15 protein-coding genes and 4 pseudogenes are annotated in these 25,774 nt (G+C 59.1%); 10 read left to right on the forward strand and 9 right to left on the reverse strand.

Annotated elements, in window-relative coordinates; genetic code table 11:
* The coding region (locus AC0L3D_RS23855; RefSeq protein ID WP_473645985.1) for a LysR substrate-binding domain-containing protein at positions 1-749 on the forward strand (749 nt) is incomplete at its 5' end.
* Between the two features lie 84 nt (positions 750-833).
* Positions 834-967: pseudogene (locus tag AC0L3D_RS23860) on the forward strand (nitrogen fixation protein NifQ); the annotation flags it as partial.
* Between the two features lie 301 nt (positions 968-1,268).
* Here AC0L3D_RS23860 and AC0L3D_RS23865 read toward each other — a convergent pair.
* Both AC0L3D_RS23865 and nodU read right to left on the reverse strand, forming a co-directional pair.
* Positions 1,269-2,130 (reverse strand): annotated as a pseudogene (locus tag AC0L3D_RS23865) (MFS transporter); the annotation flags it as partial.
* 591 nt (positions 2,131-2,721) lie between these two features.
* A complete protein-coding gene (gene nodU, locus AC0L3D_RS23870; protein WP_473630455.1) occupies positions 2,722-4,407 on the reverse strand; it encodes a nodulation protein NodU in 1,686 nt (561 codons plus the stop codon).
* A gap of 629 nt (positions 4,408-5,036) precedes the next feature.
* On the opposite strand from nodU, the gene AC0L3D_RS23875 reads away from it, so the two are divergent.
* Entirely contained in the window at positions 5,037-5,285 is a 249-nt protein-coding gene (locus tag AC0L3D_RS23875; RefSeq protein WP_082982706.1) for a DUF982 domain-containing protein, read from the forward strand.
* A 291-nt stretch (positions 5,286-5,576) separates the two neighbouring features.
* Here AC0L3D_RS23875 and AC0L3D_RS23880 read toward each other — a convergent pair whose 3' ends face one another.
* Together AC0L3D_RS23880 and AC0L3D_RS23885 are read right to left on the reverse strand one after the other, a co-directional pair.
* Positions 5,577-6,479: a dihydrodipicolinate synthase family protein gene (locus AC0L3D_RS23880; RefSeq protein WP_473645987.1), complete on the reverse strand. Its 903-nt coding sequence runs from the start codon at positions 6,477-6,479 to the stop codon at positions 5,577-5,579.
* 40 nt (positions 6,480-6,519) lie between these two features.
* Positions 6,520-7,745: pseudogene (locus AC0L3D_RS23885) on the reverse strand (trans-sulfuration enzyme family protein).
* A gap of 68 nt (positions 7,746-7,813) precedes the next feature.
* Between AC0L3D_RS23885 and pdxR the strand changes: the two are divergent.
* From pdxR to AC0L3D_RS23900, 3 genes are all read left to right on the forward strand, one after another.
* Positions 7,814-9,352 carry a MocR-like pyridoxine biosynthesis transcription factor PdxR gene (gene pdxR, locus AC0L3D_RS23890; RefSeq protein WP_473646011.1) on the forward strand — a complete coding sequence of 513 codons (1,539 nt, stop codon included), beginning with the start codon at positions 7,814-7,816 and terminating at the stop codon, positions 9,350-9,352.
* Between the two features lie 162 nt (positions 9,353-9,514).
* Complete coding sequence (locus AC0L3D_RS23895; RefSeq protein ID WP_473480648.1) at positions 9,515-10,237, forward strand: B3/B4 domain-containing protein; 723 nt, start codon at positions 9,515-9,517, stop codon at positions 10,235-10,237.
* A gap of 1,716 nt (positions 10,238-11,953) precedes the next feature.
* The gene (locus AC0L3D_RS23900; RefSeq protein WP_473646012.1) at positions 11,954-12,796 is read left to right on the forward strand and encodes a TIM barrel protein; all 843 of its coding nucleotides are present in this window, start codon (positions 11,954-11,956) and stop codon (positions 12,794-12,796) included.
* Positions 12,797-13,220: 424 nt separating this feature from the next.
* Here the strand turns inward: AC0L3D_RS23900 and AC0L3D_RS23905 are convergent, their stop codons facing one another.
* The 3 genes from AC0L3D_RS23905 to AC0L3D_RS23915 all read right to left on the reverse strand — a co-directional run bounded on the left by AC0L3D_RS23905 (position 13,221) and on the right by AC0L3D_RS23915 (position 17,981).
* Positions 13,221-13,874, reverse strand: coding sequence for a transposase (locus tag AC0L3D_RS23905; RefSeq protein ID WP_473645989.1), 654 nt, complete (start codon positions 13,872-13,874; stop codon positions 13,221-13,223).
* Positions 13,875-15,332: 1,458 nt separating this feature from the next.
* The gene (locus AC0L3D_RS23910; RefSeq protein ID WP_473518206.1) at positions 15,333-16,397 is read right to left on the reverse strand and encodes a LacI family DNA-binding transcriptional regulator; all 1,065 of its coding nucleotides are present in this window, start codon (positions 16,395-16,397) and stop codon (positions 15,333-15,335) included.
* Between the two features lie 282 nt (positions 16,398-16,679).
* Complete coding sequence (locus AC0L3D_RS23915) at positions 16,680-17,981, reverse strand: dicarboxylate/amino acid:cation symporter (RefSeq protein ID WP_473480736.1); 1,302 nt, start codon at positions 17,979-17,981, stop codon at positions 16,680-16,682.
* Positions 17,982-19,133: 1,152 nt separating this feature from the next.
* Between AC0L3D_RS23915 and nifA the strand changes: the two genes are divergently transcribed.
* The 4 genes and pseudogenes from nifA (at position 19,134) to AC0L3D_RS23935 (ending at position 24,829) form a co-directional block, all read left to right on the forward strand.
* A complete protein-coding gene (nifA, locus tag AC0L3D_RS23920; protein WP_473645991.1) occupies positions 19,134-20,918 on the forward strand; it encodes a nif-specific transcriptional activator NifA in 1,785 nt (594 codons plus the stop codon).
* A 232-nt stretch (positions 20,919-21,150) separates the two neighbouring features.
* A pseudogene (hisC, locus tag AC0L3D_RS23925) lies at positions 21,151-22,299 on the forward strand (histidinol-phosphate transaminase).
* Positions 22,300-22,385: 86 nt separating this feature from the next.
* Positions 22,386-23,414, forward strand: coding sequence for an LLM class flavin-dependent oxidoreductase (locus AC0L3D_RS23930; RefSeq protein ID WP_473645992.1), 1,029 nt, complete (start codon positions 22,386-22,388; stop codon positions 23,412-23,414).
* A 299-nt stretch (positions 23,415-23,713) separates the two neighbouring features.
* Positions 23,714-24,829, forward strand: a complete 1,116-nt coding sequence (locus AC0L3D_RS23935; RefSeq protein WP_473645994.1) for a Fic family protein — start codon at positions 23,714-23,716, stop codon at positions 24,827-24,829.
* A 187-nt stretch (positions 24,830-25,016) separates the two neighbouring features.
* On the opposite strand, the gene AC0L3D_RS23940 is transcribed toward AC0L3D_RS23935, so the two are convergent.
* Positions 25,017-25,223, reverse strand: a complete 207-nt coding sequence (locus AC0L3D_RS23940; RefSeq protein ID WP_473638751.1) for a hypothetical protein — start codon at positions 25,221-25,223, stop codon at positions 25,017-25,019.
* 128 nt (positions 25,224-25,351) lie between these two features.
* Positions 25,352-25,774 carry a MerR family transcriptional regulator gene (locus AC0L3D_RS23945; protein ID WP_473645996.1) on the reverse strand — a complete coding sequence of 141 codons (423 nt, stop codon included), beginning with the start codon at positions 25,772-25,774 and terminating at the stop codon, positions 25,352-25,354.

A 25,774-nucleotide genomic window follows, 5' to 3' on the forward strand; every position in this document is an offset into this window, starting at 1 on the left:
TTACGATGAGCGGCCGCGAACGTGTTCTAACCCCACGTGCGGAAACACTCGCCCCCGCTGTTCGCGGCGCACTCTTGAAAATCCAGAGCTCGATTATTTCTTGGGATCCGTTTAAACCGGCTCAATCCGATCGCCGCTTCCGGATCATGGTTTCCGATTTCGCCACACTCGTGTTTTTAGAAAAGGTCGTGGAGCGTGTTGCACGGGAAGCACCCGCCGTCAGCTTCGAATTGCTGCCGCTCGACGACGATCTCGATGAGCTTCTCCGGCGCGGTGACGTCGATTTTCTGATTCTTCCGGAATTGTTCATGTCGAGCGCGCATCCAAGAGCGGCGCTGTTCGACGAGACATTCGTGTGCGTAGGCTGCCCCACGAACAAGCAGCTGCCACAGCAGCTTACATTCGAGAGGTACGTGTCGATGAAGCACATTGCGTTCAGGGTCGGCCGTCCGCAGATGCCATCCATCGAGGAACGGTTTTTGCTTGAACATGGTCTCAAGAGACGTGTCGAGATTATCGTGCAGGCCTTTAGCATTATCCCGCCGATGGTCTCAGGCACAGATCGTATAGCGACCATGCCCTTCCGGCTGGTTCAGCATTTCAAAAAGACTTTCCCTCTGCGGATCGTCGAACTTCCCCTGCCACTACCCACGTTCACTGAGGCCGTCCAATGGCCCACCCTTCACAACAGTGATCCGGCAAGCACCTGGATGCGGCAGATAATGTTGCAGGAGGCATCCCGCATGTGAAGCCGCGGGCGCTCCTGGCGAACGGCACGCAAAAATTGAGTCTGACTCCAATTCGATGATTTTTGCATGACAGTGTGGTGCTGATTTCCGATGCTGATAGCCGGCAACACCAAAACCATGAAGTGGAAGAAGTACTTTTGCCGCAGGCTGTGCGAGTCTGAAGGTCTACCCTATGCACCGCGCCCAATTGCCGGGAATGCAATGATTTCAAAAGCTGATTCGGCCCGGAGGCATGGAAAAGCCGCCTCACACGGATCAAGCACGGGTTCGCCCTTGTATTTAATAGCCGTACGAGGCGAGCGGTCGACGGCGAGGCGGTCCGCTTCGGTCCGGCACTCTTAGCTTCTCTCGTCGGCACCATCATTCAAAACGCCGCCGCTGGTCGAAATCGACCGGACAACAACGTGCGATCGCGCGGAGACGATGGCTGCAACCGCCAAAAAATCGTGAGCAGGATCGGACCGCGCGGCTGATGCGATTGCATCTTTCGCCGTGCTGCACTGGCCTGTGTCAGGTGCTCTAGGGTTCGCAAATCGGTCCGAGCAAGAACACTGTCAGGGCAGCGAGGAACGAGGCAACGGCGCTGTGGGCAAAGGCACTAGCAACGCCGGTATTGTCCACCAGCAGTCCGCCGAAAATCGCGCCGGTGGCGATGGCACTTGGAACGTTGCGGCCATCAGCCCACCGGCGCTTTCGGCCTGCTCGGGAGCGGCGCGCAGCACCATGCATTTTCTGCAGTCCCACCGGCACCGCGCCGAAGGCAAGCCCCATACGGTACCGCAACCGCCGAGGCCCAGGCCGATGCTTCCAACGTCAGCAGCGAGACAGCGGCCATCGCTATGAGCAGGGGCGGCAGGGCCGCGACTGCCTTGAGGCTGTGCTCGGCCAAGATCCGCCGGCCAAATTGCCGAAGAAGCCGCCGATGACAATGGCGAGCAACACGAGCGAGATCGTCTCGATGTTGAGCGCGGGAACATTCTCAAGGAAGTCGCGGATATAGATGGAGCCGGCGAAGTGCCCGGAAGCGACCAGCAGGACGACCAAAATCGCGACTTTGATCATCGGATTCTTGGCCACATCCAGCAGACTGCGGAAGCTGGCCGCTCCAATCGGAGGCAGCCTCGGAAAAGCCGTGAGTTGCACTACCAGTGTAACGCGCCGAAGACTGCAGCGATCATGAAGGCGCTTCGCCACCCCCAGACGTCGCCGACATAGGCGCCGATTGGACCGACGGTACGCCGGTGAGGATAATCGACATGGCGCGCCGCAGGAGGTGACCTGGAACGAGCCGCATCGCCAACGCTGCCGACATCGACCAGAAGCCTCCGAGCGCTATTCCGAGCACGACGCGGGCGGTCAGAAGAACCGGCAGTGACCCCGCGACGGCACCAGGACCGTGCGCTGGCAATTGTGCCCTTCGGCATCGGGTTGCTGCAACCGATCTCGCACTTATGGGTCCTGCAAGGAGCGTGCTCGAGAATGTGGACCTCTACTCCGACTTGCTGACACTGACGGAGGGTGTCGGGGTCAACGTGGTCGGCCACATGCCCGGCGCCATGGCGGAGTGGTTCGGTGCTGAGCAAAGTCGCGGACGGCAAGGCGGACGCTCCCAGGGATTAACGCGGCTGGCGCAGGCAATGCGGGATTCCGTTGGCAGAAGGAGCTCAAACAGCTAATTCGCTCAAGCTTGCCACCACCGCAGCAGACGAATGGCATGCCGGTCGGCAGGGCCGTGCAGGCCCTGGTGTTCGAACCCTCCATTCACATCGCTAAGCAAAAGCATTCGCGTGCTTGCCAGCTCAACAGCACAGTCTCGGCGCTTTATCGGCCATGACGATCAGATTCGTTCGTCAGATCAGGGCAGCTTCAAGGGCCGTAACCGCACACACCCGCATTATCCGGCTCCCTCAGCTATGCTGCCGGCGATTGCAGCGCTAGAGCGCGGTAACTCAAGTTCGTTACAGCCCGCCGCTCAGCCCTCGAATTGACTTGCACCTGTCTTGGTCAACAGCAACCCATCGCACCAAACGTGGTCTACGCATCCCCACTCACAGGCGGCAGCCGCATCCGGAAAAAAACCACGTCCATTGAGATTTGCACTCGTGTTGCAGAGCAGCGAAATGCCCGTGAGTTTCTCATATTCTATCAGAAGTTCTGCAATTGGGTGTTCAGAAGTTCTCGAAACTGTCTGAAGTCGCGCAGTCCCGTCGAGATGGACGACCGCCGGGATTTTTTCTTTCCACTCCGAACGGGTTCGGTGATCGAACAGCATGTAAGGATCCGGCGTGCCGGGGTCAAACATGTCAGGTGCACGATCCTCCAAGCATATTGGCGCTACCGGTCGGAAGTGCTCTCGAACTTTGATTTTGTTGAGATGGTCCTTCATTTCCGGCGAAGTTGCGGCCGCCAGGATGCTTCTGGCTCCCAAAGCACGTGGACCAAGCTCTGCGCGACCTGCAAGGAACACCACAGGCTTGTTGTCGGCGAGCACGCTGGCAAGTTCTTTCAGGCTGCAAGCAGCAGATTGCCAACCAGGCGGAACCTTGCCATGGCTCACATTTGGCCCGCTGTAAACTGACCAGTCGAGATGCACGAAACCTTTGTCGGCGGCCAGCGCGCAGCAAGCGGCACCGATCGCCGATCCGCTGTCGTTTGGAAACGGAGGCACCCAGACTGCGTCGAACAAACCGCTCGCCCGAAGAGCGCTGTTCCATTTGATGTTCAGCCCGCATCCGCCGGCTATGCACAGGTTTCGGGTTTTGGGGACTGAGTACCCAAGCAGCGCCCTTGTCATCCCCTGGACGAGAAGACGCTCCACGAAGGCATGGAAGGAAGCAAGTATGTCCTCGGGCGTTTCGGGGATTAACCGCGACGCGCTTGCATCGAAGAAGTCGTGCACAGCCGTGAGTAACGCGTCTTCGCTGTGGCTGTTGTTCCCGTAGCCAAAAGCAAGGTCCGTATCCCAGGCAAAATGGTCGTCGTAAAGCTCCTGAAACACATTCACGATGTGTTCATGGACCACTCCGAGCGCAATATAGGCCATCAACTTGCCGGCGATACCGAGATTCCAGCCAGTCCGCAGTTCTTGCCTGTAAGGACCGAAATGTTGGCCCGCGGCCGCATAGGCATGGCCTATCATCGGAAACAGGCACCCAACAAATCGGACTCCACTTGGCTCGACGTAGTAAAGCCGCGGAAAGATGCAGCCGTCCCATACCAGACAAAATGCCGGTTCCTCTGCTTTGGCGAATGAGCTGGTGCAGTATGCGGAAGCTACGTGCCCAACAACATGCGGGTAGCTTTCATAAGAACATACCCCATTGTCGAGCATGAGACCGGAACCTTGATAGGCTGTCAGAGGATTTTCGGCGTACCGCTCCACATATGGCGCGCCGTTGAGAGTGATAGGGGAGCCGTTACTCAGAACTTGGAATTCTGACTGGATTTCACCGTCCCATCCGTCAATAACGAACCGGTCGATATCGCGCGGAGCAAGCCCGTTTTCCGCCAAAACGGCGGCGACCGTCTCAAGCCGCTCGATATGTTGGTATCGTGGGTTATTGTCGAGCTTCTCCTGCTCGATGCAAAAGACTAATCTGCCGTCTTCCACGACAGCGATTCCCCCGTCGTGCGTCAGCTTGATACCGCAAATGCGCATAGCAGATCCTTGTCGAGGTGACCTAGAGCAACCGCAGGAAACGGCTGGAAAACGTGGTCGTTGGTTTTGATGTCGCGCTATGCAGGATCATGAGGAACCGGTAAATTAGATTGTTTGGATGTGAGGCATTCGCGCGATGAATGATAAGGTCTGCCGCGTGATCTAAAACAAATGGCTGACACGCAAAAATCACCAGAATTGCGAGGCAGCGCTGTGCGGCACTGTAGAAGGCCTGGCCACCGCAAGCGCTGGGCAAGGATGTGCACGGTCACACATCACCCGCGCCACGGGAGGTGCCGCGCTCCCTCGGCACCGAGCGCGCGTGCTGAGCACGAAGGTTGTCGCGCTAGAAGAGAGCCTTCCTTGATCAAGCTACTCTTTAGGTCATCGACAAGATTTTCGATGGCGAGGGCAGCGCCCAAAAGGCCTATTCGGCTTTTTGAATCGCGCCGCCATGTTGGAGGAACAACCTCCGACAACCGATGGATCCCGCCTGCAGATCGGCAGCGGGACAGAGCGGCTAAGCGCGTGTGAGGTTAGCGCTGTCTCGGCTCACAGATGCAGTGTCGGCTCGGCAAAGAAGACGAGCTGGGCCCTATTGACGGATGATCGCCTTGGGGGGCGGAGAGATGACCGGCTTGCACAGATTTGAGAGGGCGGTCGTTGTTCAGGTTGGCCGCCACAGTTCTGAGCGTATCGTATTCGATGTCAACCAGGCGGCCGCTATCCTGATCCGTGCTCTTCATCATCGGACCGAGAAACGGAGGGTAGCGATGGACGCTTGTCTGCAAGTATTGCGTGGTGAGGCCCATCCACCAGCTGCCCGAAGGGCTTTTGTGGCAGCCGCGCTTGAAGCAAAGATCCTGCGCAGCGATTGAATGCTGTTAGCGCATCAAGGCTTTGATGCTTCGAGTGGAAGTCGTCTGGCCTGCACACTCTTCCGGAGAAATGTAGGCGTTGGCGGCCCCGGACGCCTACCTCCCTCGCCGATAAGACGTTCTGCCAATCGAACACGTTGACGAGGACGTGATTGGCGTCGAGGCCTGTCGATCCATCGGTGATCAGCACGCCGCGCGCATTGTTCCCGATCAGATATGGAGAACATCTCGGCTAGTCATCGAAAGGGTCGGTGCGTACATTTTTCCCTCGGCAATATGAAGTCGCGCGGCTTACGATCCGACGCCTGATCCTAGACGGTCCAAGACGCCGGCGAGCTGGCCCTTCGCCGCAGCGGAAAGCGGCTTGATTGGCCGTGGGGGCTCGGCGGAACAGATTTCGAGGAGCTCGGCGATTGCGTAGACGACGCGAAGGCTCGAGAACGTCTTGAAAAGCTCCCACACCGGGGCCAGGGTGGCGTCGATCCGGTGTGCTTCTGCGTGGTCGCCGTGCTGAGCGGCTCTGACCATCCTCAGGCAGGGGTCGGGCAAGATGCCACCGAGGACGCTGTACCATGTATCGGCGCCGGCGATCAGGGCCTCGGTGGCGTTCCAGTCGCCGCTGTAGCCGATCGAGAATCCTTTCGGCACAATTTTTTTCTGGTGCGCAAGTTGGCCTTTGATAGCATCGCCCCGGTCGGCTGAGTTTTTAATAGCGAGGATCTCAGGCAGCTGTCCCAGACGCTCGATGAGCGCTGGCGTGAAGCGAAAATGCGTGTTTGCAGGATTGTCGTAGATCACGATCGGCAGGCCGCTTTCGCGCGCCACTGTCGAAAAATGCTCGAAAACTTCGTCGTCAGTGAGCGGGGTGTAGGAAACAGCCGCGAGCAACCCCGCGGCTGCGCCAAGGGCCTTCGCATCACTTGCATAGTGTACCGCTTCATCGGTGCGCAAAGCGCCCACGCCCACCACGAGCGGGACTCGTCCACGCGTCTCGTCCAGCGCCTCGCAAATCGCCCGGCGGCGTTCCGCGCGCGACAGATACATGTAGGTGCCGGTGCTACCGAGCAGGCCGATGGAATCCACCTTTGCTGCGCAAAGCCGCGCTATCAGCTTTCGAAGCGCCAGGACATCGACGCCGCCGTCACTGTCGCTTGGCGGTATTGGGAAGGCCGAAAGGCCGCTCAGGAAAGTCATGCTGAAGCTCCCGTTGTTACATTGGGTGAAGCGTTGGGCATCAGATCCCGTCCAGCGCCTGCTCTAGATCCGCGATCAAAATCGGCGGCGTCTTCGAGCCCTACCGACAGACGCATGAGGTCGTTGCCGACTCCGTCAGGCAAATGCGCGTCCTTGCGGATTGACTTGCGCGAGCGGGTCAGGCTTGCCGGATGATAGATAAGACTGTCAGCGTCGCCGAGGCTGACCGCCCTGATGATCAGCTTGAGCCGGTCCATCATTCGGCGCGCGCCCTCGAACCCCGTTTGGAGGCCGAGAGCCAACATGCCCGAGCCTTGCGACATCTGTCTGCGCGCGATCTCATGGTCGGGATGAGAGCCGAGAAATGGATAGCTAACCCAAGCCACAGCCGGGTGCGCCTCGAGCGCCTGAGCGACCGCAAGCACGCTCCATACGCAAGGTGAGTGTCTTCAACCCGCGCAAAATCAGGAACGCCGACATGGGCGAGAGCGCTGCCCCGGTGAGATAGCGCAGGCCAGTTTCGCGCAGCAGGTGCAGTGTTTTCGCATCGCCCAGTATCACACCGCCCAGAGCATCGCCATGGCCATTGATGTACTTGGTCAGGGAATGGATCACGATGTCGGCTCCGAGTTCCAGCGGACGCTGGAGGGCGGGCGAGGCGAAGGTGCTGTCGACGGCGACCTTCACGCCGCGAGAATGGGCGTGTTCGGCAATGGCAGCGATGTCGAGGATACGGCTCAGCGGGTTGATTGGCGTCTCGAAGAACACGAGCCGGGTCCTGTCAGTGATGGCGCCATTGAGATTGCTCGGATTCGACAGGTCGACGGCAACGACCTTGATGCCAAACTGCGGCAGCCCCTGTTCGACCATGGCGAGCGTATTCGAATAGAGTGTCTTGTGGACAATGAGTTCGTCACCTTGCGAAAGCAGCGAAAGGATCAGCGTGCCGAAGGCGGCGATCCCCGAAGCGAGTACCAGCCCAGCTTCGGCTCCTTCGAGATTGGCGAGCCGCCTTTCGAGGATCTCGGTGGTCGGGTTGTATTCGCGTGCGTAGAGCCTTCCGCCAAGCGCGGCGACGGCTTCGTTTGCTGCCACGCTTTCAAATCCGTAGGTCGATGTAAGAAACACCGGCGTCTGAACGGAATTGGAAAAGCCGGCCGGATCGTAGCCATGATGGATGGCCCGGGTGGCGAATGCGAGACCGACGTCGTTCCGGGACGGCGTTGACGTTGCCTCGGCTTCAAGCTGATCTTCGGCGCTGGCCATCGGCTTTAGCCCTCTTGATTTCGGGGACAATGCCGTCACACTAACTCAGATGGAACGTCCAGTTGGCGATGAAAGAAATGGTCCAGCCTTCTCCTGCCGCGTCGACAGCTCGCTCGCAAGGTCTCGGCGCGCGCCAGATCTGCGAAGCTCTTCGCGAGCAGATCCTGGGTGGGATCTATGAAACGGGCAGCCAGCTGCCGTCGTCACGTGGCCTCGCAAATGAACTCGGTGTGTCGCGAACCACGGTCACCGTGGCGTATGATCAGCTGGTCGCCGAAGGTTTCATCGAGGTCATTCAAGGCGCAAGACCTCGCGTTGCCTCTTCGCTAGTCCGAAGTAAAGAGACCAGCGCGGTGCCGAAACGGACTGGCCCGATCCACCTTTCCTGTTACGGCGAGCGACTGCGCGCCAGTCCGCCACGGCGCGATTACCTCCCCAACCGCCTCAAGGTCGATTTCCGTTATGGCGACCTCGCCCCATCTGATTTCCCGGCGCTGACGTGGAAGCGTGCGATGAACGCGGCGATGTCACAAAGCCCCGGAAGGCTGGCCTATCACGATCCACGCGGCTCGCATCGCTTGCGCCAGGCGCTGCAGGGATATTTGTGGCGTGCCCGAGCGCTTAGCTGCCAGGTCGAGCAGATCCTCGTCGTCAGCGGATCACAGCAGTGCCTCGATATGTGCGCGCGCCTGCTGCTCGATCCTTCTGACAGCTTCGTGATCGAGGATCCCTGCTATAGAATGGCGCGCCAAGTCTTTGCCAGCACAGGAGCCACGCCCGTCGCTGTCGCCGTCGATAGCGAGGGCATGAAGACCGAGCTGCTGCAGGAGATCCCAGCGCGGCTGGCCTATGTCACCCCGTCGCACCAGTTCCCGCTCGGCGCCGTCTTGTCGATTTCGCGGCGGTATCAGCTCCTCGAATGGGCTCGGCGCAATGACGCCTATATTATCGAGGACGATTACGATGGCGAGTACCGGTACGACATTCGACCGGTGCCCCCGCTGCATAAGCTGGAAGACCGCAGTTCCGTAATCTATGTTGGCACGATCTCCAAGACACTGTCGCCGATGCTGCGCATCGGCTACCTGGTGGTTCCGGCCGAGTTGCAAGACGTCTTTGCGATGGCCAAGCAGCTTCTCGACAGGCATTCTCCGGTTGCGGAACAGGAGGCCCTGGCCTCACTCATCGAGAGCGGTGGTTATGAAAGCCATGTGCGCCGCGTCCGCCGTCTTAACGGCGAGCGGCGAGAGGCGCTGCTTGCCGTCCTTCGACGCGCGTTCGCAGACAGTATTGCCATCGAGGGGGCCGATGCAGGGCTGCATGTCGTCGTCTGGTTGAAGGATCTTTCTCGGTCGCTGGAGAACGCCCTGGTTGAAGAGGCGCGGCGGGTCGGGGTGGGCATCCATCCGATTTCATCGCTGTACATCCGAGATGAAGGCCGTGCTGACCGGATTGGACTGGTGATGGGCTATTCCGCCCTGACCATTCGGCAGATCGAGAATGGGGTTCGGCTCCTTACTGGAGCTATCCAACGGGTAAGAAACTTTGCCGAAGAGTCGGCAAGATGCTCAATACCCGCCCTGACAGCGAGCGGGCCTGGCTCGTGACCCCAGAGTCGCGCCGGCATTGATCGCAGACTGAATCAGCAAGACTTGCCAGGACTGGCTCTGTCGGCCAGTCCTGGTCGATTTCGGGAAAGGAATTCTTGAGGATACTGTCAAATCCGGTGGAAGCAAGGCACCGTCGCGGCCGGCTTAAAGGAGGAAGCGTTGTTGGATTTTCCGCTGATCGACGAAGAAATAGCAGAGATCGCACCTGACTTTCGCGCAATCAGCATTCTTGTTGATGCAGAGGACAGTGCGCGAGGCGTCATGGCTCGGGACGTGTTGGGAGAGGCTTGCGATTTCGCCCGAGCGGGGGGACCCGCCTGGGGAGAAGCGCACTTGGCCAATTGGGCGGAGGCATACGTCCGGTTCGGCGCGAAACCAAACCGGACGCCGTGCTCGGCGCAGGCATTGAAAAAACGGGTGGAGAAGGATGGCCGCATCCCACCAATAAATCCTGTCGTTGACCTCTACAATGCAGTGAGCCTGCGTTTCTCAATACCCATTGGCGGCGAAAATTTCGATGCATATGTCGGCAAACCGCGGCTGACGATTGCCGTAGGAACGGAGTCCTTCCACACTGTTTTGAATGGGGAAGCAGTCGTCGAAAGCGCTTCCAAGGGGGAGGTCATCTGGCGCGACGATCTGGGAGCTACATGTCGCCGCTGGAATTGGCGGCAGGGCACGCGCACCCGGTTGGAGACGGTGGGCGGCCGCATGTGGTTTATTTTGGAAAGCTTGGCAGCGATGCCGGAAGAGGCGCTCGAGCAGGCGGCTAAGATGCTCGTGAGCGGTCTGAGAGAGCTGGCACCAGGGTGTAAGGTCTACAAGCAGGAAATCACCACCGCTAAAGCCTCGGTCGCTAGTCTCGACAGGCGGGTCGGTTGAGGAACGTGCCCGCCCCGATGATAATCGGTTCACTCGCAAGCAGTCTGCGTTCCTTTGCGAGCTGGGTCTCCTGGGGCTGCGAAGGTCGATAGGAGGTAACGCCTCTGGCCATTTCGTACTCAGCAGGCCAGCGGAAGGTGCACCGCATTCATAATTCGAATCGACCCAGGATAGCCACGGTCCAAAGATTGCGCACCTTTTCGGGTTGCTGCTTTGATCAATCTCGACGTCAGACGCTCCGGGGCGAGCTTCAGTCCTGGCACTCCGAGCCAGCATAACATCTCGTCGCGAAAGCCGGATTAATTCGGATCGAAGCGGTTGCGAGACATCTGCCATGCATGGGCAGACTCGTGGCTCTCCGCCGAGGGGGGATGCGGATGACGATTTATTTCCGCCTACCTCATCGACGTGTGTGACGACCAAGGCAGTTGTGCCCGATCCGCCGTTGGCCGCGTACGCCTGCCGTGCGGCAGTGCTCGATCGCCGAAATGACCTTGAGCTGCCGAGGCTGAGCTGGCCTGCATACGCGACCTGATAGGCAAGCCGGGCAGCACGGAGCATATCGGCGATCTCGATCGAGTCGCCGCACGCTCACCCGTCGGGCGAGCTCTCCGCCTCCTTGAAAAGGCTAAGTTCTCGAGCTGACTGGCCTGCAGCATATCTGCGGGTCGAGCTTACTTAGAGGGCCGTGTGTCGAGCTTGCGTCCCCCAGCAGGACCCGGGTAACTCCGACATCGACGCCGGCCCTCCAGGCGTGGCGAAGCTGTGACGCAGCGTGTGCCGGCCGGGCTCCTTGACGGTGTTGGCGCTTTTGCATTCTCGGCGACAATCCGATGGATCTGCAGCGTCGGGTAATCGCGTGCTGCCCCGGGAACAGCCAGCCACCGCGGCGAACCCCTGCTGCCGCCCGACCTTCCATCAGTAGCGCAGTTGGCTAAGCCGGCCGGCCGACAGCATGGCATCACGGCACCGTGCGCCGTGCCACGCTCGATCGGCAGCAGCATGCGCTCGTTGTGACCGTGGGCCATAATGCACTGGCCGCTCCTCCTTCCCTTGAACGAGCCGCACGAGATGCGCCATCTCCGGGTAAGTGTCTTCAACAGCACCCCATCAGGGCCGCCAGCAAGGTTGCCCCTGATTCTATCTTTATCGCCGGCAACTCGATCGGTAGGGCCACGCTGGCTACGGCGGAGCCACGGACGGTTGGGCGAAGCCAAGAGATGTCGGGGGCGCAGAAGCCGGAGGGCCTCATTGTTGGAGCCCAAATTGTTAGCCCGATGATCCCCCGCCATGCCACTTCACCAACTGGACGGCTTCAATTGCAACGAACTGGCTGTTTCCAGAGGGCCAGATTGCAAGTATCTGACCTGCAACGCACACACGAAGTTCCCCGATGTACACACCCCTCCGGCCTTCCGAGATGATGATATCGATTTCGCAGCTTGCCACATCAGTTTGGCTCCGGATCGGTTCAGCATCTTTCCGGGTTGGCGCCTACTCTGCGGAAGCAGCTGGATAGCCTCGATCGATCTTCGGTCATTTCGCCTAGCAGATCAATGTTCTCAAGAGGCGCGGTAGTATGCGTTGCGTGAAAGTCGGCTCACAATGAAGCACAATCGTGTGAATGAAGAGCGGGTCAGTTTGATTGACTCGCCTCCCTATGCCGATCATTTCGGCCTCGTAAATCAACAAACGGCAGAAGCCAGTCAGCCGAGAATGGCGGCCGCCTTCATGAAGGAAAGCCACTCCGTGCGCCAGGCGCCACTTCGGATTGCACTCGACTACATGGCGACGCCCGGGCTTGACGTCAGGACGTTCTTCGCGCTCGCCCGCGATCTCGGTCTGACCGACGTGCAAATCCGGAATAATCCCTGCAGTAAGGCTGTTGTGCGCGGCAAGCCGCCGGCGGATGTTCGGTCTGCCGCTGCCGAAGCGGGCGTCACGATCATCTCAGTCAACGCTCTACAGCGGTTCAACGAATGGACTCCCGCCCGCAAGGCCGAGGCCAGCAAGCTCGCCGATTATGCGGCCGCCTGTGGCGCCCAGGCGCTCATGCTGGTGCCGGTGAACGACGGTTCGTGGTCCGCCAATGGCGAGCGCAATGGCAATCTCCGCGTCGCCTTGAAGGCGCTCAAGCCGATACTTCAGTCGCGGGGTCTGATTGGGCTCATCGAACCGCTTGGCTTCCAGACCTCCTCGCTTCGGTCGAAGAACGAAGCGGCTAACGCTATTGCCTGGGTTGATGGCCAGTCCGTCTTCCGGCTTGTGCACGATACATTCCACCACACACTCGCCGGCGAGACGTCCTTCTTTTGCGATCTGACCGGTCTCGTGCACATTTCAGGCATAAACGATCCAACCTTGTGGGTTCACCCGGATCGCCTCCTGGGAGGTTCCGACAATTGCAGCCAGATCCGGGCGCTACTTGATGGCGGCTATACGGGTCCCTTTTCTCTTGAGCTCGTCGAGGAAGTCCACGCATTGAATGACACTGCAGGCGCATTTGCCGCCAGCATCGATCTCATCCGACACGGGCTACTGGCGCGAGTGCCGGTCTAAGGCGCGTAGGCAAATTGAGCGGAGAAGTCATTTCGAGATCGCTCCTGTATCCCGCTCATGCGGATGCTTGCCGGATCACCATTGTCAAGACTGGCCATTGGACTGCCTTGGGCGGCCGCGCAGTTCGATGGGCCCGCAAGGCGATGGTTGGATCTGATGCTGAGGGCGGCGGACTATCGGAATTTTCGGACGAAGAGCAACTGGTGGCGGACAGGGCGAGTGCGCGAGCCAACCGCAGGTGGTCCTGAGGTGATCTTTTTCTAGGACCGCGGTCGCGCAGCTGCTGCTTCACCTCGGCGGCCTCTCCGGGATCACCGACGACCGCTTCCTCCGGCCAGAACTGCCGATACCAGACCCGTAGCTATGAGCTCTCGATAGCGCGTCGGACAAGAATTCTGGCGCTCCGATCTGCGATTCAGCGTTATTAAAACCCCAGCTTCCTCTTCAGTTCCGCGTTCTCCTTGCGCAGGCGTTCCGCGAGCAGGCTCTTCAGTCGTTTGTTTTCTTCCTCAAGCGCGACGAGGTCCTTCAGATCGTCACCAACCGATGCGGGCAACGCAGCTTTCTTCCATTGATAGTAGGTCTGTTCCGAAATGCCGGCCTGCTTTACGGCGCTCTTGATGGTGGCGCCGCCACTGATGGACTTCTGTATCAGGGCGAGCATCTGGGCGCGCTCCTTTTCAGAGTAGATCTTACGTCCGGCCCGCACGGTCGCTGCTGGTGCTTCCTCCGCCTGAGACGCCGCATTGGGCGCTTTCCGAGCAGGCGGCCTAGGCTCAGCCTTCGCTCTCGGCGACCGTTTGGCTTTCTTCTTTTGAGGCCCCTCTACCTTCGCTGCCGGTTGCGTTGCAGTTATTTCTGGTTCTGCGTCCAGGGGATTTGCCATGAGATACTCCGCTCGCGGTTTGTGCAAGCGTTCAGCATCAAGCGCTACAACACTTGAGTCAACAGGGCGACCATTTGGCAACTCCATCTCCTCGAGTTCCCTTGTTGTCTCGGCCATTGCTGCGGTAAGATCGACATCGCTCCAGATCGAACGACTCCGTTTTTGAGAACTGCGCTTCTGTCTGATCTCCACCGTGAATGCTCGGGGCTGCCGCCTCATAGGTCGTTCCTTGTGAACACGAATTATGCAGGAAGTCGCGGCAGACGGCGAATGAAGGTCTGGCCGCTTCTTCTGTAGCCGAGCTATATGCATCCGACCGCCCGAGCAAGCCCCGCTGGCGACGCACACCCCGGAACAGACCGGTTCCTATGAGCACCTAAGAGCAAGTAGCAATGCCATCTCGGGACCGAGGAGGTGGTGGATTCCTGCAGCATGCAAAAGCTATCTCCCGTGTTTTCGATGGTAGAGCGACGGCTGGCATCCGAACTGAAAGGAGCTGCTCAAGAGCTGCGATCCAATCTGCGCTGGCAGTGCAGGACGGCATACCCTCCGAAGGCCGGTGCTACCGACGCTAGCCCGCTGATTAAAAACATGAACCGACATCGGTTGGCGCAGAAGAACGGACAGCTGCGCAGAATTGGCGCGCTGGGAGAGTGGAGGGCACGAGCCGAGTCGAACTCGCATCGAGCGTCGTCCGGCAGCGGCAGAGCATGACAGGCTCCTTCGACAAGAACGGAGCCTGACCGAAGCTACTCGTCGTCGCAGTCGTCGCTGGGGCGACCCTTTTTCCACGAGTACCGCGGCGGCCGCCTGGTCGGAACGTCGTCCCGGTACTGACCGAGTGGATTTGGCGGAGCCACGCAGCGGCGTCGTGCGCAATCGGGAAAGCCAATATAGGCTTGCCCTGGGCAGGACGTTTTCGTGGCCCGCGGAGTGCATGAATTCCCCGAGCCTTTACCGGGCCGCTATACTTCTTGGGAGCGAGTTTGCCGCGCTCACGATATGTCCGGAAAAGTTGTTTCCCCTTTCACGCCGAGCTTCAAGCCGCTTCACTTGTGTTCGCCTCCTCCTGAAGGCCGGCCAACCCGCTTTTCGCGTTCGATCGATGGCGCGTTCTCAAGGCCGACGACGATCAGGTTTGGGAATGCTGAAGGGCGCACGCCTGGTTGCCTCTCCGGCAGCCCGGCGATCACGGGGGGCTTCGCTGAGCCATCAGCAAGCATTGCTGCAAAACGGCGCCAAAAACTGCCCCCGATCGGCCTCGGCGTCGCCTGACCATTAGTGAGCGGGCCGACTCTGGGCAACACACCGCTCCTGTTCGGAACACCGCATGAAGCGAAAGAGCCATTTTGGTGGGCCCGTTATGCTTCGTCCAGCAAACGATCGGCGCCTTGACGGACGCGAGCAGCTTGTGAGGGATGCAGCCGAATGCAGCGCTGCTCCCACAACTGACGAAGCTCCTTTGTAAGAGCTTCACGCTTAGCTTCATCTAACGTGATTGAATTGAGGAGATCCCCCCAGCACGGCTTCGCTCTCGATCTGAATGAGCAGAGCGAACACTTCATTTGAAATGCGCACACCGTCCCGAGTGGAGTGGACTGCGAGGCATTCATGAAAGGAATGTCGGCCATGGCGATAGATCACATCATTTCAGATGTTTTCCGGCAGATAGATGTCAAACGGGAGAAATGTCTGCCCCGGCGTCTCCGCGGTGCCGGTCTTGATGGCGCGATCCATCAGCAACATCAGCTCCTGGCAAAGTCGGCGCAGTGGCGTCGCCACCGCCATCGTGATGATGTCGTCCGCGAGGGCCTCCCGCGACTCCGGCGTGATTTCATTCACGATCGCAACGAGATCCTGGCCTTTGCCCTCTTCCCGGAGCGCGGAGATAGCTCCCTCCATGCCACCGCCGGCCATGTAGAAGCCGACGAGCTCAGGTTCCCGCTGCATAAGATCCAGCAGCGCCTCGTAAGTGATCTGTCGCTTCTCAAGATTGACGAGCGTATCCAGCACCTCGAATGCTGGCTCGTTCTCACGGAAATAGGAACGGAACCCGCTTTCCCGCAGCTCATGACCCTGGAAACGGTGGCTGCCGACAAACACGGCCACCTTGCCAGACCGTTTAGCGACCTTGGAGAACATCCAAGCTGCCGTCCGACCGACGCTGCGGTTATTGAGACCTATGTAGCCCTCGCGCACGCCGGCGGCGAAGTCAGAAAGTAGCGAAAAGACGGGGATGCCTTTCGCCTTGAGCTCCTCGACTGTTGCCGTGATCTTCGGGTGGTCTGGCGCCACCATGGCGATTGCGTGGCATCGGCTACCAAGATCCTTAAGCAGTGCCGTCAGATCCCCAGGCAAATGTGACGGCGCGAATTCGATGAGCGGAATGCCGTGGAAGCAGTGGGCCGAACTGACCGACGCCTCGATCTCGCGCGCGAACTCCTGGTAAAAATGCTGGGCCGGTTTCCTCAAGATGAAGCCCAGCCGGTAGCGGGGCAGGTCCTTTCCCATGCGCTGTTTGATAAGTCCCGCAGCATGATAGCCGATCGCGTGGGCCGCGTGGTGGACGCGACGCGCGGTCTCCTCCCGCACCGGAAGGCGAGCGTTCAGCACCCGATCGACCGTTGCCACGCTCACCCCCGCTTCGCGGGCGAGATCGGCAATTGTAGGGCGCTTTGCCGTCGCTCCGATTTTGATCGGCTGGCGCTCCGTCATCCGGTGCATGCCGGCGACGGATTGGGGCGGCAAAGTGATTTCGGCATCCTCCCCGATCGACGGCCTATACATTGATCAGCGCTCCAGGCGCACCCGGGCGCGTCTCGGTCTGCGGTCCGTTTCCATAGGGCGTCCATGTTTCTTGTCCTCACCGCATTTGATGCTTCTGATCTGTGGCCCGCGAACCGCTGTTTAGACCCGGCGAGCCGATTGTTTGGTGGCTGATGAGCCGGCGACTTGGCTGGTCGCGCTGCAGCAATCTTGCTGGGGCGCGTGGTCGGTTTAATCTCTCGGCAAGCTCCCGTAGAAGGCAGCTTTCATGCGCGTTTCATCCAGTTCGCCTTCCCAGCGGGCGACAACCAGCGAGGCCACCGCATTGCCGATTACGTTCGTCAGCGCTCGGCATTCGGACATGAAGCGGTCCACGCCAAGGATGAGGGCCATCCCAGCAACGGGAACGCTTGGTATTACGGAGAGCGTAGCAGCCAAGGTGATAAAGCCGGCCCCTGTTATACCTGCGGCACCTTTCGAGGAAAGCATCGCGACAAGCAATAGGAAAATCTGATCGGGAATCGACAAGTGCGTGTTCGTTGCCTGGGCGATGAAGAGGGCGGCGAGCGTCATGTAGATATTGGTGCCGTCCAGATTGAAGGAATATCCAGTCGGGATGACGAGACCCACGACGGAACGCTTCGCGCCGGCGTTCTCCATCTTCGCGATGAGCGAAGGCAGCGCGGCCTCCGAGGAGGACGTTGCTAGGACCAGCAGCAGCTCTTCCTTGATGTAGCACACGAGAGAAAAGATCGAGAAGCCGTTGTATCGGCAGACCGCGCCTAGAATCCCGAATACGAAGAGGAAGGCGGTGAAATAGAACGTGGCGACCAGCATGGCGAGGTTGGCCACCGAACCGATGCCATATTTGCCGATGGTAAAGGCCATGGCGCCGAAAGCGCCGACGGGCGCGGCCCTCATCAGAATGCCGACCAGCTTGAACACCGGCGCGAGGAGCGCCTGAAGCAAAGAAAGCACAGGCTTGCCCGTGTCGCCAACCATCGCCAGGGCAATGCCGAACAGCACCGAGAAGAACAGGACCTGCATGATGTCGCCTTCGGCGAAGGCACTAACGATCGTCGAGGGAATAATGTTCATCAGGAAGCCGGTCACCGACTGCTCGTGGACCTTGGCGGCATAGCCCTTCACGGCCTGGGCATCGAGCGACGCCGGATCGATGTTCAGGCCGGCACCCGGCTGAACGACATTTGCGACAATGAGACCGACAATCAATGCGAGGCTCGAGAAGGTGAGGAAATAGATCATTGCCTTGCCGGCGACCCGGCCGACCTTCTTGAGGTCATTCATGCCGGCAATGCCGGTCGTCACGGTTAGGAAGATCACCGGCGCGATAATCATCTTGACAAGCTTGATGAAAGCATCGCCGAGCGGCTTCAGGCTCTCGCCGACCTCCGGGTAGAAATAGCCAACTGCGACACCGAGGGCGATGGCGGTAAGCACCTGAATGTAGAGCTGGGCGTAGAAGGCCTTGCGGGGCACGGGACCCGCGCTTCGGATTGGTGGAGCCAACAGCTTTTCTCTCCCTGACCGGATCGGGGTGGGGCCTCCTCCCTTCCCGCGCTTCTCCCATCGCGGCGCTCCGGTCACGCGCTGCTGGCATGTCGACAGCAAGTGTTGTGCCAAGTGGAGGCCCGCGCCCAATAAGGTATTCCTCCGCTCGGTGAGGCAGCCTCAGTAAGGGCGGGTTGTGCGAGCTTCCGCACTGTTGCCGTCATCTCGGGCGAAATCCCGCACTAACGCCAGCTTTGCACCCATTGCTTTAGCCTGACAGCCACCAGTCGGTAACTCTGCGATCCGCTGTGCCCGCTCGCTTCTTTGTCGCATTTGCGACCCGGCCGGGCACGGAAGTGGAGGATTCCCTACACGAGCGGGCTCTTACCGCGCTCCCGCTGCAGCCGTGGCTTCTCGACGGGTCGTCGATAAGACGGAATGATTCACGGGACTTGGTGCGCATCGGTGCGACTCAGAAGATGCTTCATAGCGCGAACACTTTAGCCGCTCGACGACACTTCGGGCCGTAGTGTCGACGCAGCCGCCCTAATGCCGACAGCATCCCGGGGGCGTCGACCTTGTACGCTCACCGCGCCGGTCCTCCGTGAACACGCCGCGGTTACTCTGCCGTTCGATGTCCATCCGTCGGCAAATCTAAGTTGATGGAATTCTATCATGTCCTCGTGCTTTCCTTTCAGAAATGCGAGGAAAGCTCGGTTGACTAGCCATCCTCATTCCCGCTCTGTAGGGCAACGTGTGGCTGCGCTCCGGAAGCCTGAACCGCGCCCCAGTTCAGTAAGGAATAGCCGAGCCATGCATCAAGCCTTGCCTCCGGCGTCTTTCGGGCTTGCCCCTCGTCAGGGCCTGACCGACGCCCAAAACCGTGACCCACACTTGATCTTATGCAAGGCAGTATGTCGCCTGCGGAACTCTGGCGTCCTGCCGCCGACACCTCACGACTACCTGCATCAACGTCTCAAGCGTTCCGGTAAGCGGCTCCCACCCGCAAGCAAGTGCGCCAATCATGCTGCGGCTCGCGGGGCGAAGAAATTCTTGTTGGTGCCGGCCATCGTTGGCTCGGGCCCTGATGCCATCTGACGATGCGTCTACGCCGGGGACATCGCAGATCCAGATGGCGCGGCGTTGCTGTCGCGCCCCAAGATCGAGGATGACATGTTAGATCAGGACAATGGTCGCCAATCTGAAGAAAGTGCTGAGCAGACTTCGTCAAGCTGCACATCACTCCACGACACCAAAAGGGATGACTTGGAACCCGCCATTCTGCCGTCGCGCGCGAGCGCGCTTGCCGGCATCTACGAAATTTCGAAAGCGCTCACCGCCCCCTCCGGGCTCGAGGTCAGGCTGGCCAAGGTTGTAGACCTGCTGCGATCGTTTCTGCAGATGAGGCACGGCATCATCTCTCTTTTCGACGGTGATGGCGAACTGGAAATCATCGCAGGCGCTGGCCGGACCGAGAGCTGCAGTGAGCGCTGCCGGACGTACCTTCCGCGGAATGCAATCGACCAGGTTTTGGCGACGGACAAGCCCCTGGCCACCGAGAACATCGCGGTTCATCCGGCTTTCACCGCCGCCGACATGGACGTGCTCGGGGCTTCCGACGACATACCAGTGTCCTTCATCGGCGTTCCCATTAGCGTCGATGCAAATGTCGTGGGCACGCTGACTATCGACCACGTACTGCGCCATGGCTCAAGAGTTTGGCTCGATTACAGCCTCTGTCTGCTCCCGCTAGTCGCCAACCTGGTAGGGCAGGCAGTGAAGTCGCATCGCTCTTTCGAGGGCGACCGCGAGCAACCGATGGCAAAGCAGGACTCCCTGCCAAAGCAGAAGCGCCTGGCCCCGCAGCGTAACACTCACGTGGAGGGGATGATTGGCGACAGTTTGGCGTTGCGAGGTCTGCTTGAGAAGGTCGCGCTCGTAGCCAAGGCCAAGATTGCGGTTCTGTTGCGAGGCGAATCCGGTACCGGTAAGGAGCTGGTCGCCAAGGCTATCCACGAGTTGTCCCCGCGCGCCAAGCGGCCCTTCATCAAGCTCAATTGCGCGGCGCTACCCGAGACTGTGCTGGAATCCGAATTGTTCGGCCATGAGAAGGGTGCATTCACAAGTGCGTTCAACTCGCGCAAGGGGCGCTTTGAGCTCGCCGACAAGGGGACATTGTTCCTAGACGAGATTGGCGAGATTTCGGCCTCGTTCCAGGCAAAGCTCTTGCGCGTGCTGCAGGAGCAGGAGTTTGAGCGGGTCGGGGGCAACCAGACCATTAAAGTCGACGTCCGCATCATTGCCGCCACGAACAAGAACCTGGAAGAGGCAGTTGCCAGAAACGAGTTCCGTGCCGACCTCTACTACCGCATCAGTGTTGTTCCCTTGCTGGTGCCGCCGCTTCGCGAAAGGCGCAGCGATATTCCGCTACTTGCAGCTGAGTTTCTCAAGAATTTCAACGATGAGAATGGCCTTATGTTGACCTTCGATCCGAGCGCGATCGAAGTACTGATAAACTGTGACTTTCCCGGCAACATTCGCGAACTGGAAAACTGCGTGTATCGTGCCGCGGTTCTGGCGGCGGGGCCATCAATCGGGAAAGACGACTTTGCATGCTGCCAGGGCAAATGCTTCGCCGAGGCGCTGCATACTTGCAGAGTTGGCAAAGTCGCGCTGCAACCTTCGCCGATCGGGCCGCTACCAGTGGTTCGGGCCATACCGCCGGCTGCTGGGGTTAGTTCTGCCGCCGTCCCACCGCCGTCAGCGACCGAAGGGCAGCCGCCGCTGGACCCAGTCGGGGTAGTCCACTCTGCGAGAATGGCCGATGCCGAACGTGTCATCCAGGCGATGGAGAGATGTGGCTGGGTCCAGGCAAAGGCGGCACGCCTGCTCGGACTGACGCCGCGCCAGATCGGCTACGTGTTGAGGAAATACGGCATCGTGATCAAACGTCTTTGAACAAATCACCGAGCCGAGTAGCTGGGACAATCAAGTATTCGTGCCTTGGCGCCCTTGAGGAGTGATGCGGGGCTCCTGCAATTCCGATCCGATCGCACAGACCGCGCTGCCCCCGCGGTCGTCGCCCCACCGTGCACCCGGGTCTCACGGCAGCGCTATCGTCGGTGGTCCAGGCCCTGTCTTGATCACCAGCTCGTGCCGGACGCACTGAGACTGAAACGGAGAAAAATTGATGTCTGATGCAAAACTGCAAACTGTGCTTTCTTCCCTTTCGCAGGTAGCGGGACAGTTAGATGTTCTGCTGTCCGACAAACCGGCGCCGGATCCTTGTTGCGTCAAGCTAAACACGAACGAGAACCCGTTTCCGTTGCCGAAAGCCATAATGCAAAGTGCGATGGCGGCTCTTGAACGGCAATATCTATATCCAGAAGACGACAACGTCAGCTTAAGGCAAGCAGCGTCGGAAGCCTACGGCGTCTCGAAGGATCAGGTGATCGCCGGAAACGGATCGTCTGAACTGCTCGGGCTTATCTACAGAGCTTTCCTGGTTCCAGGAGACAGAATGGCGATGATGTCGCCGGGGTTTTCGTTCAACCGCAAACTTGCCCGTTTGCAGGGTGCTCAATTTCTCGAAATCGGATGGTGCGCAGATCATTCCTTGCCCGTCGAAGACTTGCTTTTGGGACCGGCAAAAGATGCCAAGTTCATTCTGCTGGCCAACCCAAACAATCCGACCGGAACGTTTGTTCCTGTGGCCGATGTTGAACGCCTGGTATCACAATCAGACCGTCTGATTGTCTTGGATTAGGCCTATGTCGATTTTGCACCGGACAATGGTCTGCATCTCCTCGATCGCTATCCAAACCTCCTGATCTTGAGAACATTCTCGAAAAGCTATGCCACCGCCGGCATTCGCGTCGGTTTCGGACTTGGCCACCCCGAAGTCATTGGCAGGCTGCGGGATCTCCAGAACGTCTTCAACATGAACGTGATCGGCCAGGCTGTTGGCATCAGTGTGCTTGGGCACCGCGGCGCCTATGCCGAGAACCACAAGCACATCAGGGATGAAAGACAGCGAGTGACGGTGGCACTGTCGAAACTCGGATTTTCCGTAATACCTTCTCACGCAAATTTCCTGCTAGCGCGTGTGCCACCGGGGCAGGAAGGCTCATGGTGGCAAGCAGCCTTGGAAAGGCAAAAGATACTCGTCGCCTTCTTTCCGGATGCAGGGCTGGAAAATTACATCCGCATCAGCATCGGTACGAAAACCGAGATGGATGAATTCCTTGAGGCCGCCAGAGAGATAGCTGGAAGGGCGGAGAAAACGATCCCGCTGTGCCGGCCGTCAGCGGCTGCTGCTTCTGCCTTAACCAGTCGATAGTTCCCCGGCCATTAAGCGCACCGATAATTTGAATTTGCTTGCATCATTGCGAGCCATGAACTGTTGCAAAGAGTTGGAGAAATCGCGTGAAGAATGCCTTCCCCCTGGGCCTGACCTTCGGCATATTCGACCACCTGGACGAGGATGGCTGCGAGATTGCCCGACAATACGCCGATCGCCTGAGTTTGGCAGAGGCGTGCGATCACCTTGGTTTCTGCGCATATCATCTGGCAGAGCACCACTGCACTCCGCACGGGAGGGGCCCATCGCCGAATCTGTTCTTATCTAGCGTCGTCCAGCGCACCCGGCACCTCCGCGTCGGCCCGATGGTAATGCTCCTTGCCCTTTATCATCCGCTGCGTGCGTTCGAGGAGATCTGCATGCTGGACCAGTTGAGTGGTGGCAGGGTCGAACTGGGTATAGGGCGCGGCTCTCTCCCAGTCGAACTGGGTTACTTCGGGATTGCTGCGGAGGCGGCGCCAGGTCACTATGCGGAAGCCAGCGAAATCCTTATCAAGGCGATGAAGGGCGACACGCTGTCCTATAGCGGCCGCCATTTTGAGCTGAATGACGTCCCTTTGACGCTGAGATCTTATCAGCGCCCCCATCCACCGACATGGATCGCCACCAATAGACCCGAGTCGGCCAGCTGGGCCGCTTCAAGTGGCGCCAATATCGCGTGCCTTGGACCTGCCTCTTCTGTTCGCAGAATTACAGATGCATTCCGAGCCTGCCGGGAGCGCAGTGCCGACGCGGACGAGCGAGGGCCATTTCTTGGAATGCTCCGCATGGTCGTGATCGCGCGATCGGAAACAGATGCATATGCGCTCGCGGCACCCGCTTACGAACGATGGCTCAAGAGCTTCAGGTTCCTCTACGACCTCAATGCGCTCCAGACGCCCCCAAATCTGCCGCTGAGCTTGGATGCAGCAATCGAAAGCGAATTGTGCGTGGTGGGAACGGCATCTTCCGCGCGACAAGCTCTTCTTGATCAGCTCGAAGAGGCCGGTGCTAATTATCTACTTTGCCAACTTGCATTTGGGAATCTGTCCTTAGACGCATCGCTATATACCGCAAGGACGATCCAATCTGAAATCATGGCTCGAGTTACCTGACGTGGAATGCGCGCTCCGCCTTCGGAGTTGAATTTTCTCCGGCGCACCATCACCTTCCCGGTCCCGCGCATGATGCCGATATAGTGCTTGGTGTGTGGGTGGAGGGCGCGCACGCTTGTGGAGGCCCTAGATACTTGGAGCGACCGGCCTGCCGATTAAGAAATCGCCCCGATTTCGTTTCGCGAGAGAGGGCGAACTTGTGCGTACCAGGGCAAAACCCCGGTTTCTGAGGCATAGAGAGGATTGCTATAGCTCATTATTTAAGGCACTATGAGTTATAGAAAGGTACGCTATAACTCATGGTATGGAATTGGGAGCAGGCTGACTGGCCGCATTTTACCTACGATAAGGAAGAATTGGAACCGCTGGAAAGCGAATTCCTGCTCCGATCGGGTGAGTTCCTGGGTGTCTTTCGGCACGTCGGTTCTGACGATCGCGACCAGATACGCATCGATCTTATCAGTGAGGAGGCCTTGAAGACATCCGCGATTGAAGGGGAATACCTCAACCGCGAGAGTCTGCAATCATCCCTGCGCCAGCAACTTGGGCTGGGCAGCGAGAACAGGCGCATTCCGCGTGCCGAGCGCGGCATCGCGGAAATGATGGCCGACGTGTATTTACATTTTGGCCATGCCCTCTCGCATCGCACTCTCTACGCTTGGCACAAGATGGTGATGTCGGGGGAACGGCGTATTGAGACCATTGGCAATTACCGCCAGCATGCCGACGTCATGCAGATCGTTTCCAATCGGCTGGATAAGCCCAAAGTGCATTTCGAGGCACCTCCCTCAGCGCGGGTCAAAGCCGAAATGGATGCTTTCACCGCTTGGTTCAACGATACCGCGCCTAAAGGTAAGACGCCGCTCCCGGCGTTGACGCGAGCCGGTATCGCGCACCTTTATTTCGAGAGCATCCACCCATTTGAGGATGGCAACGGCCGCATAGGCCGTGCCCTCTGCGAAAAGGCGCTTGCTCAAAGCCTGGGTGAACCAAGTCTCATCGCTTTGGCATACACGATCGAACGCCACCGCAAGGCCTACTACGACAACCTGCAGGCCAGCAATAAGAGCAACGCGGTAACAAATTGGCTGCTCTACTTTGCCAACACGATCCTTGAAGCGCAACGCGTAACGCTGGTCCGCGTCGAATTCTCCGTAGCTAAAGCCAAGTTTTACGAACGCTACCGAAACCTGTTCAACGAGCGGCAGGAAAAGGTCATCGCCCGAATGTTCCGCGAAGGCATCGACGGGTTCAAAGGAGGGCTCAGCGCCGAGAATTATATCGCCATCACTCAAGCATCGCGCGCGACGGCGACAAGAGATCTGCAAGACCTCGTTTCCAAGGGCGCGATGATTAGAACTGGCGAACGGCGACACACGCGTTACGCCCTGAACATTCTGGATGACCGCAGGTAAACCGCAGCACGGATTTATTGCCACCTTACTCGCGCAGCGACACGTGCGAAGTTTTGAGCAAAAAGGTCTATGAATTCAGGATCGCGCTGGGCAAAGCCTGAGCGCACCAAGTCCGACTTAAACTGGCCCGTCTGCATTTCGCTGAGAATTTCAGGGCAACGGTTGCGGTCCCAGCGTGTTTTTATCTTCAAGTGTCGGCAATGTTCATGGCATTCGGGCGACCGAAGCGATACGGCCAACGCATCGGCGGTGCCGCTCCGCCTTTCTCAAAATCACCTTCGGTCTGGCCCATCTGGTTTGTTACATGGGCAAAGCAAATCACGTCCTTCTGACGCGCCGATGCAAAGGAATAGAGGGCCGCTGCTACCGATTCCGGACAATTGCCGGAGTGCAAGCCGCACTTCAGCTCGTGGCTTAGCCGGGGTCAAAATCATCACCTCGCCGTGCAGTCGCGCCTCATGACCTGGATGGTGGCGGAAAGGCCGGCTCACGAATGATTAGATCGTTCGAGATCGGGTCCAGTCAGTGCCGGGCGTGTTCGCATTGGCTGTGATCGGCCAGCACCTCAATCACCCGGCATTCGCCGACCTTCCCGTGCCGGCAGCCTTCGACCATGAGTTCAAGTTCGGCCTTCAATGCCGTGAGGCTGCGTATCCGCTGAACGACGTCGGCCAGCCGCGCCTGGGCTATGGTGTCGGCCGTGGCGCAGGGCTGGCTGGGATTATCCTGCAACGTCAGCAGGGTGCGGATGGCTTCGATGCCGAACCCCAATTCGCGTGAATGGCGAATAAACGCCAGCCGGCGCAAATCGCTGGTTTCATAGTGCCGTCGATTGCCTTCGCTGCGGTTCGGCGCGGGCAGCAGGCCGATCTGCTCATAGTAGCGGATGGTCGGCACTTTCACGCCGCTCTGTCGTGCCGCTTCGCCAATCGGGATACTGCGCAT

The sequence above is a fragment of the Mesorhizobium sp. WSM4837 genome (assembly GCF_055811435.1).

Coding starts and splice junctions, on each gene's coding strand:
- AC0L3D_RS23945 (WP_473645996.1), bottom strand. CDS start 25,774: ATGCGCAGTATCCCGATTGGCGAAGCGGCACGACAGAGCGGCGTGAAA.
- pdxR (WP_473646011.1), top strand. CDS start 7,814: ATGAAAGAAATGGTCCAGCCTTCTCCTGCCGCGTCGACAGCTCGCTCG.
- AC0L3D_RS23900 (WP_473646012.1), top strand. CDS start 11,954: ATGGCGGCCGCCTTCATGAAGGAAAGCCACTCCGTGCGCCAGGCGCCA.
- nodU (WP_473630455.1), bottom strand. CDS start 4,407: ATGCGCATTTGCGGTATCAAGCTGACGCACGACGGGGGAATCGCTGTC.
- AC0L3D_RS23880 (WP_473645987.1), bottom strand. CDS start 6,479: ATGACTTTCCTGAGCGGCCTTTCGGCCTTCCCAATACCGCCAAGCGAC.
- nifA (WP_473645991.1), top strand. CDS start 19,134: ATGTTAGATCAGGACAATGGTCGCCAATCTGAAGAAAGTGCTGAGCAG.
- AC0L3D_RS23935 (WP_473645994.1), top strand. CDS start 23,714: ATGGTATGGAATTGGGAGCAGGCTGACTGGCCGCATTTTACCTACGAT.
- AC0L3D_RS23875 (WP_082982706.1), top strand. CDS start 5,037: ATGACCGGCTTGCACAGATTTGAGAGGGCGGTCGTTGTTCAGGTTGGC.
- AC0L3D_RS23910 (WP_473518206.1), bottom strand. CDS start 16,397: ATGACGGAGCGCCAGCCGATCAAAATCGGAGCGACGGCAAAGCGCCCT.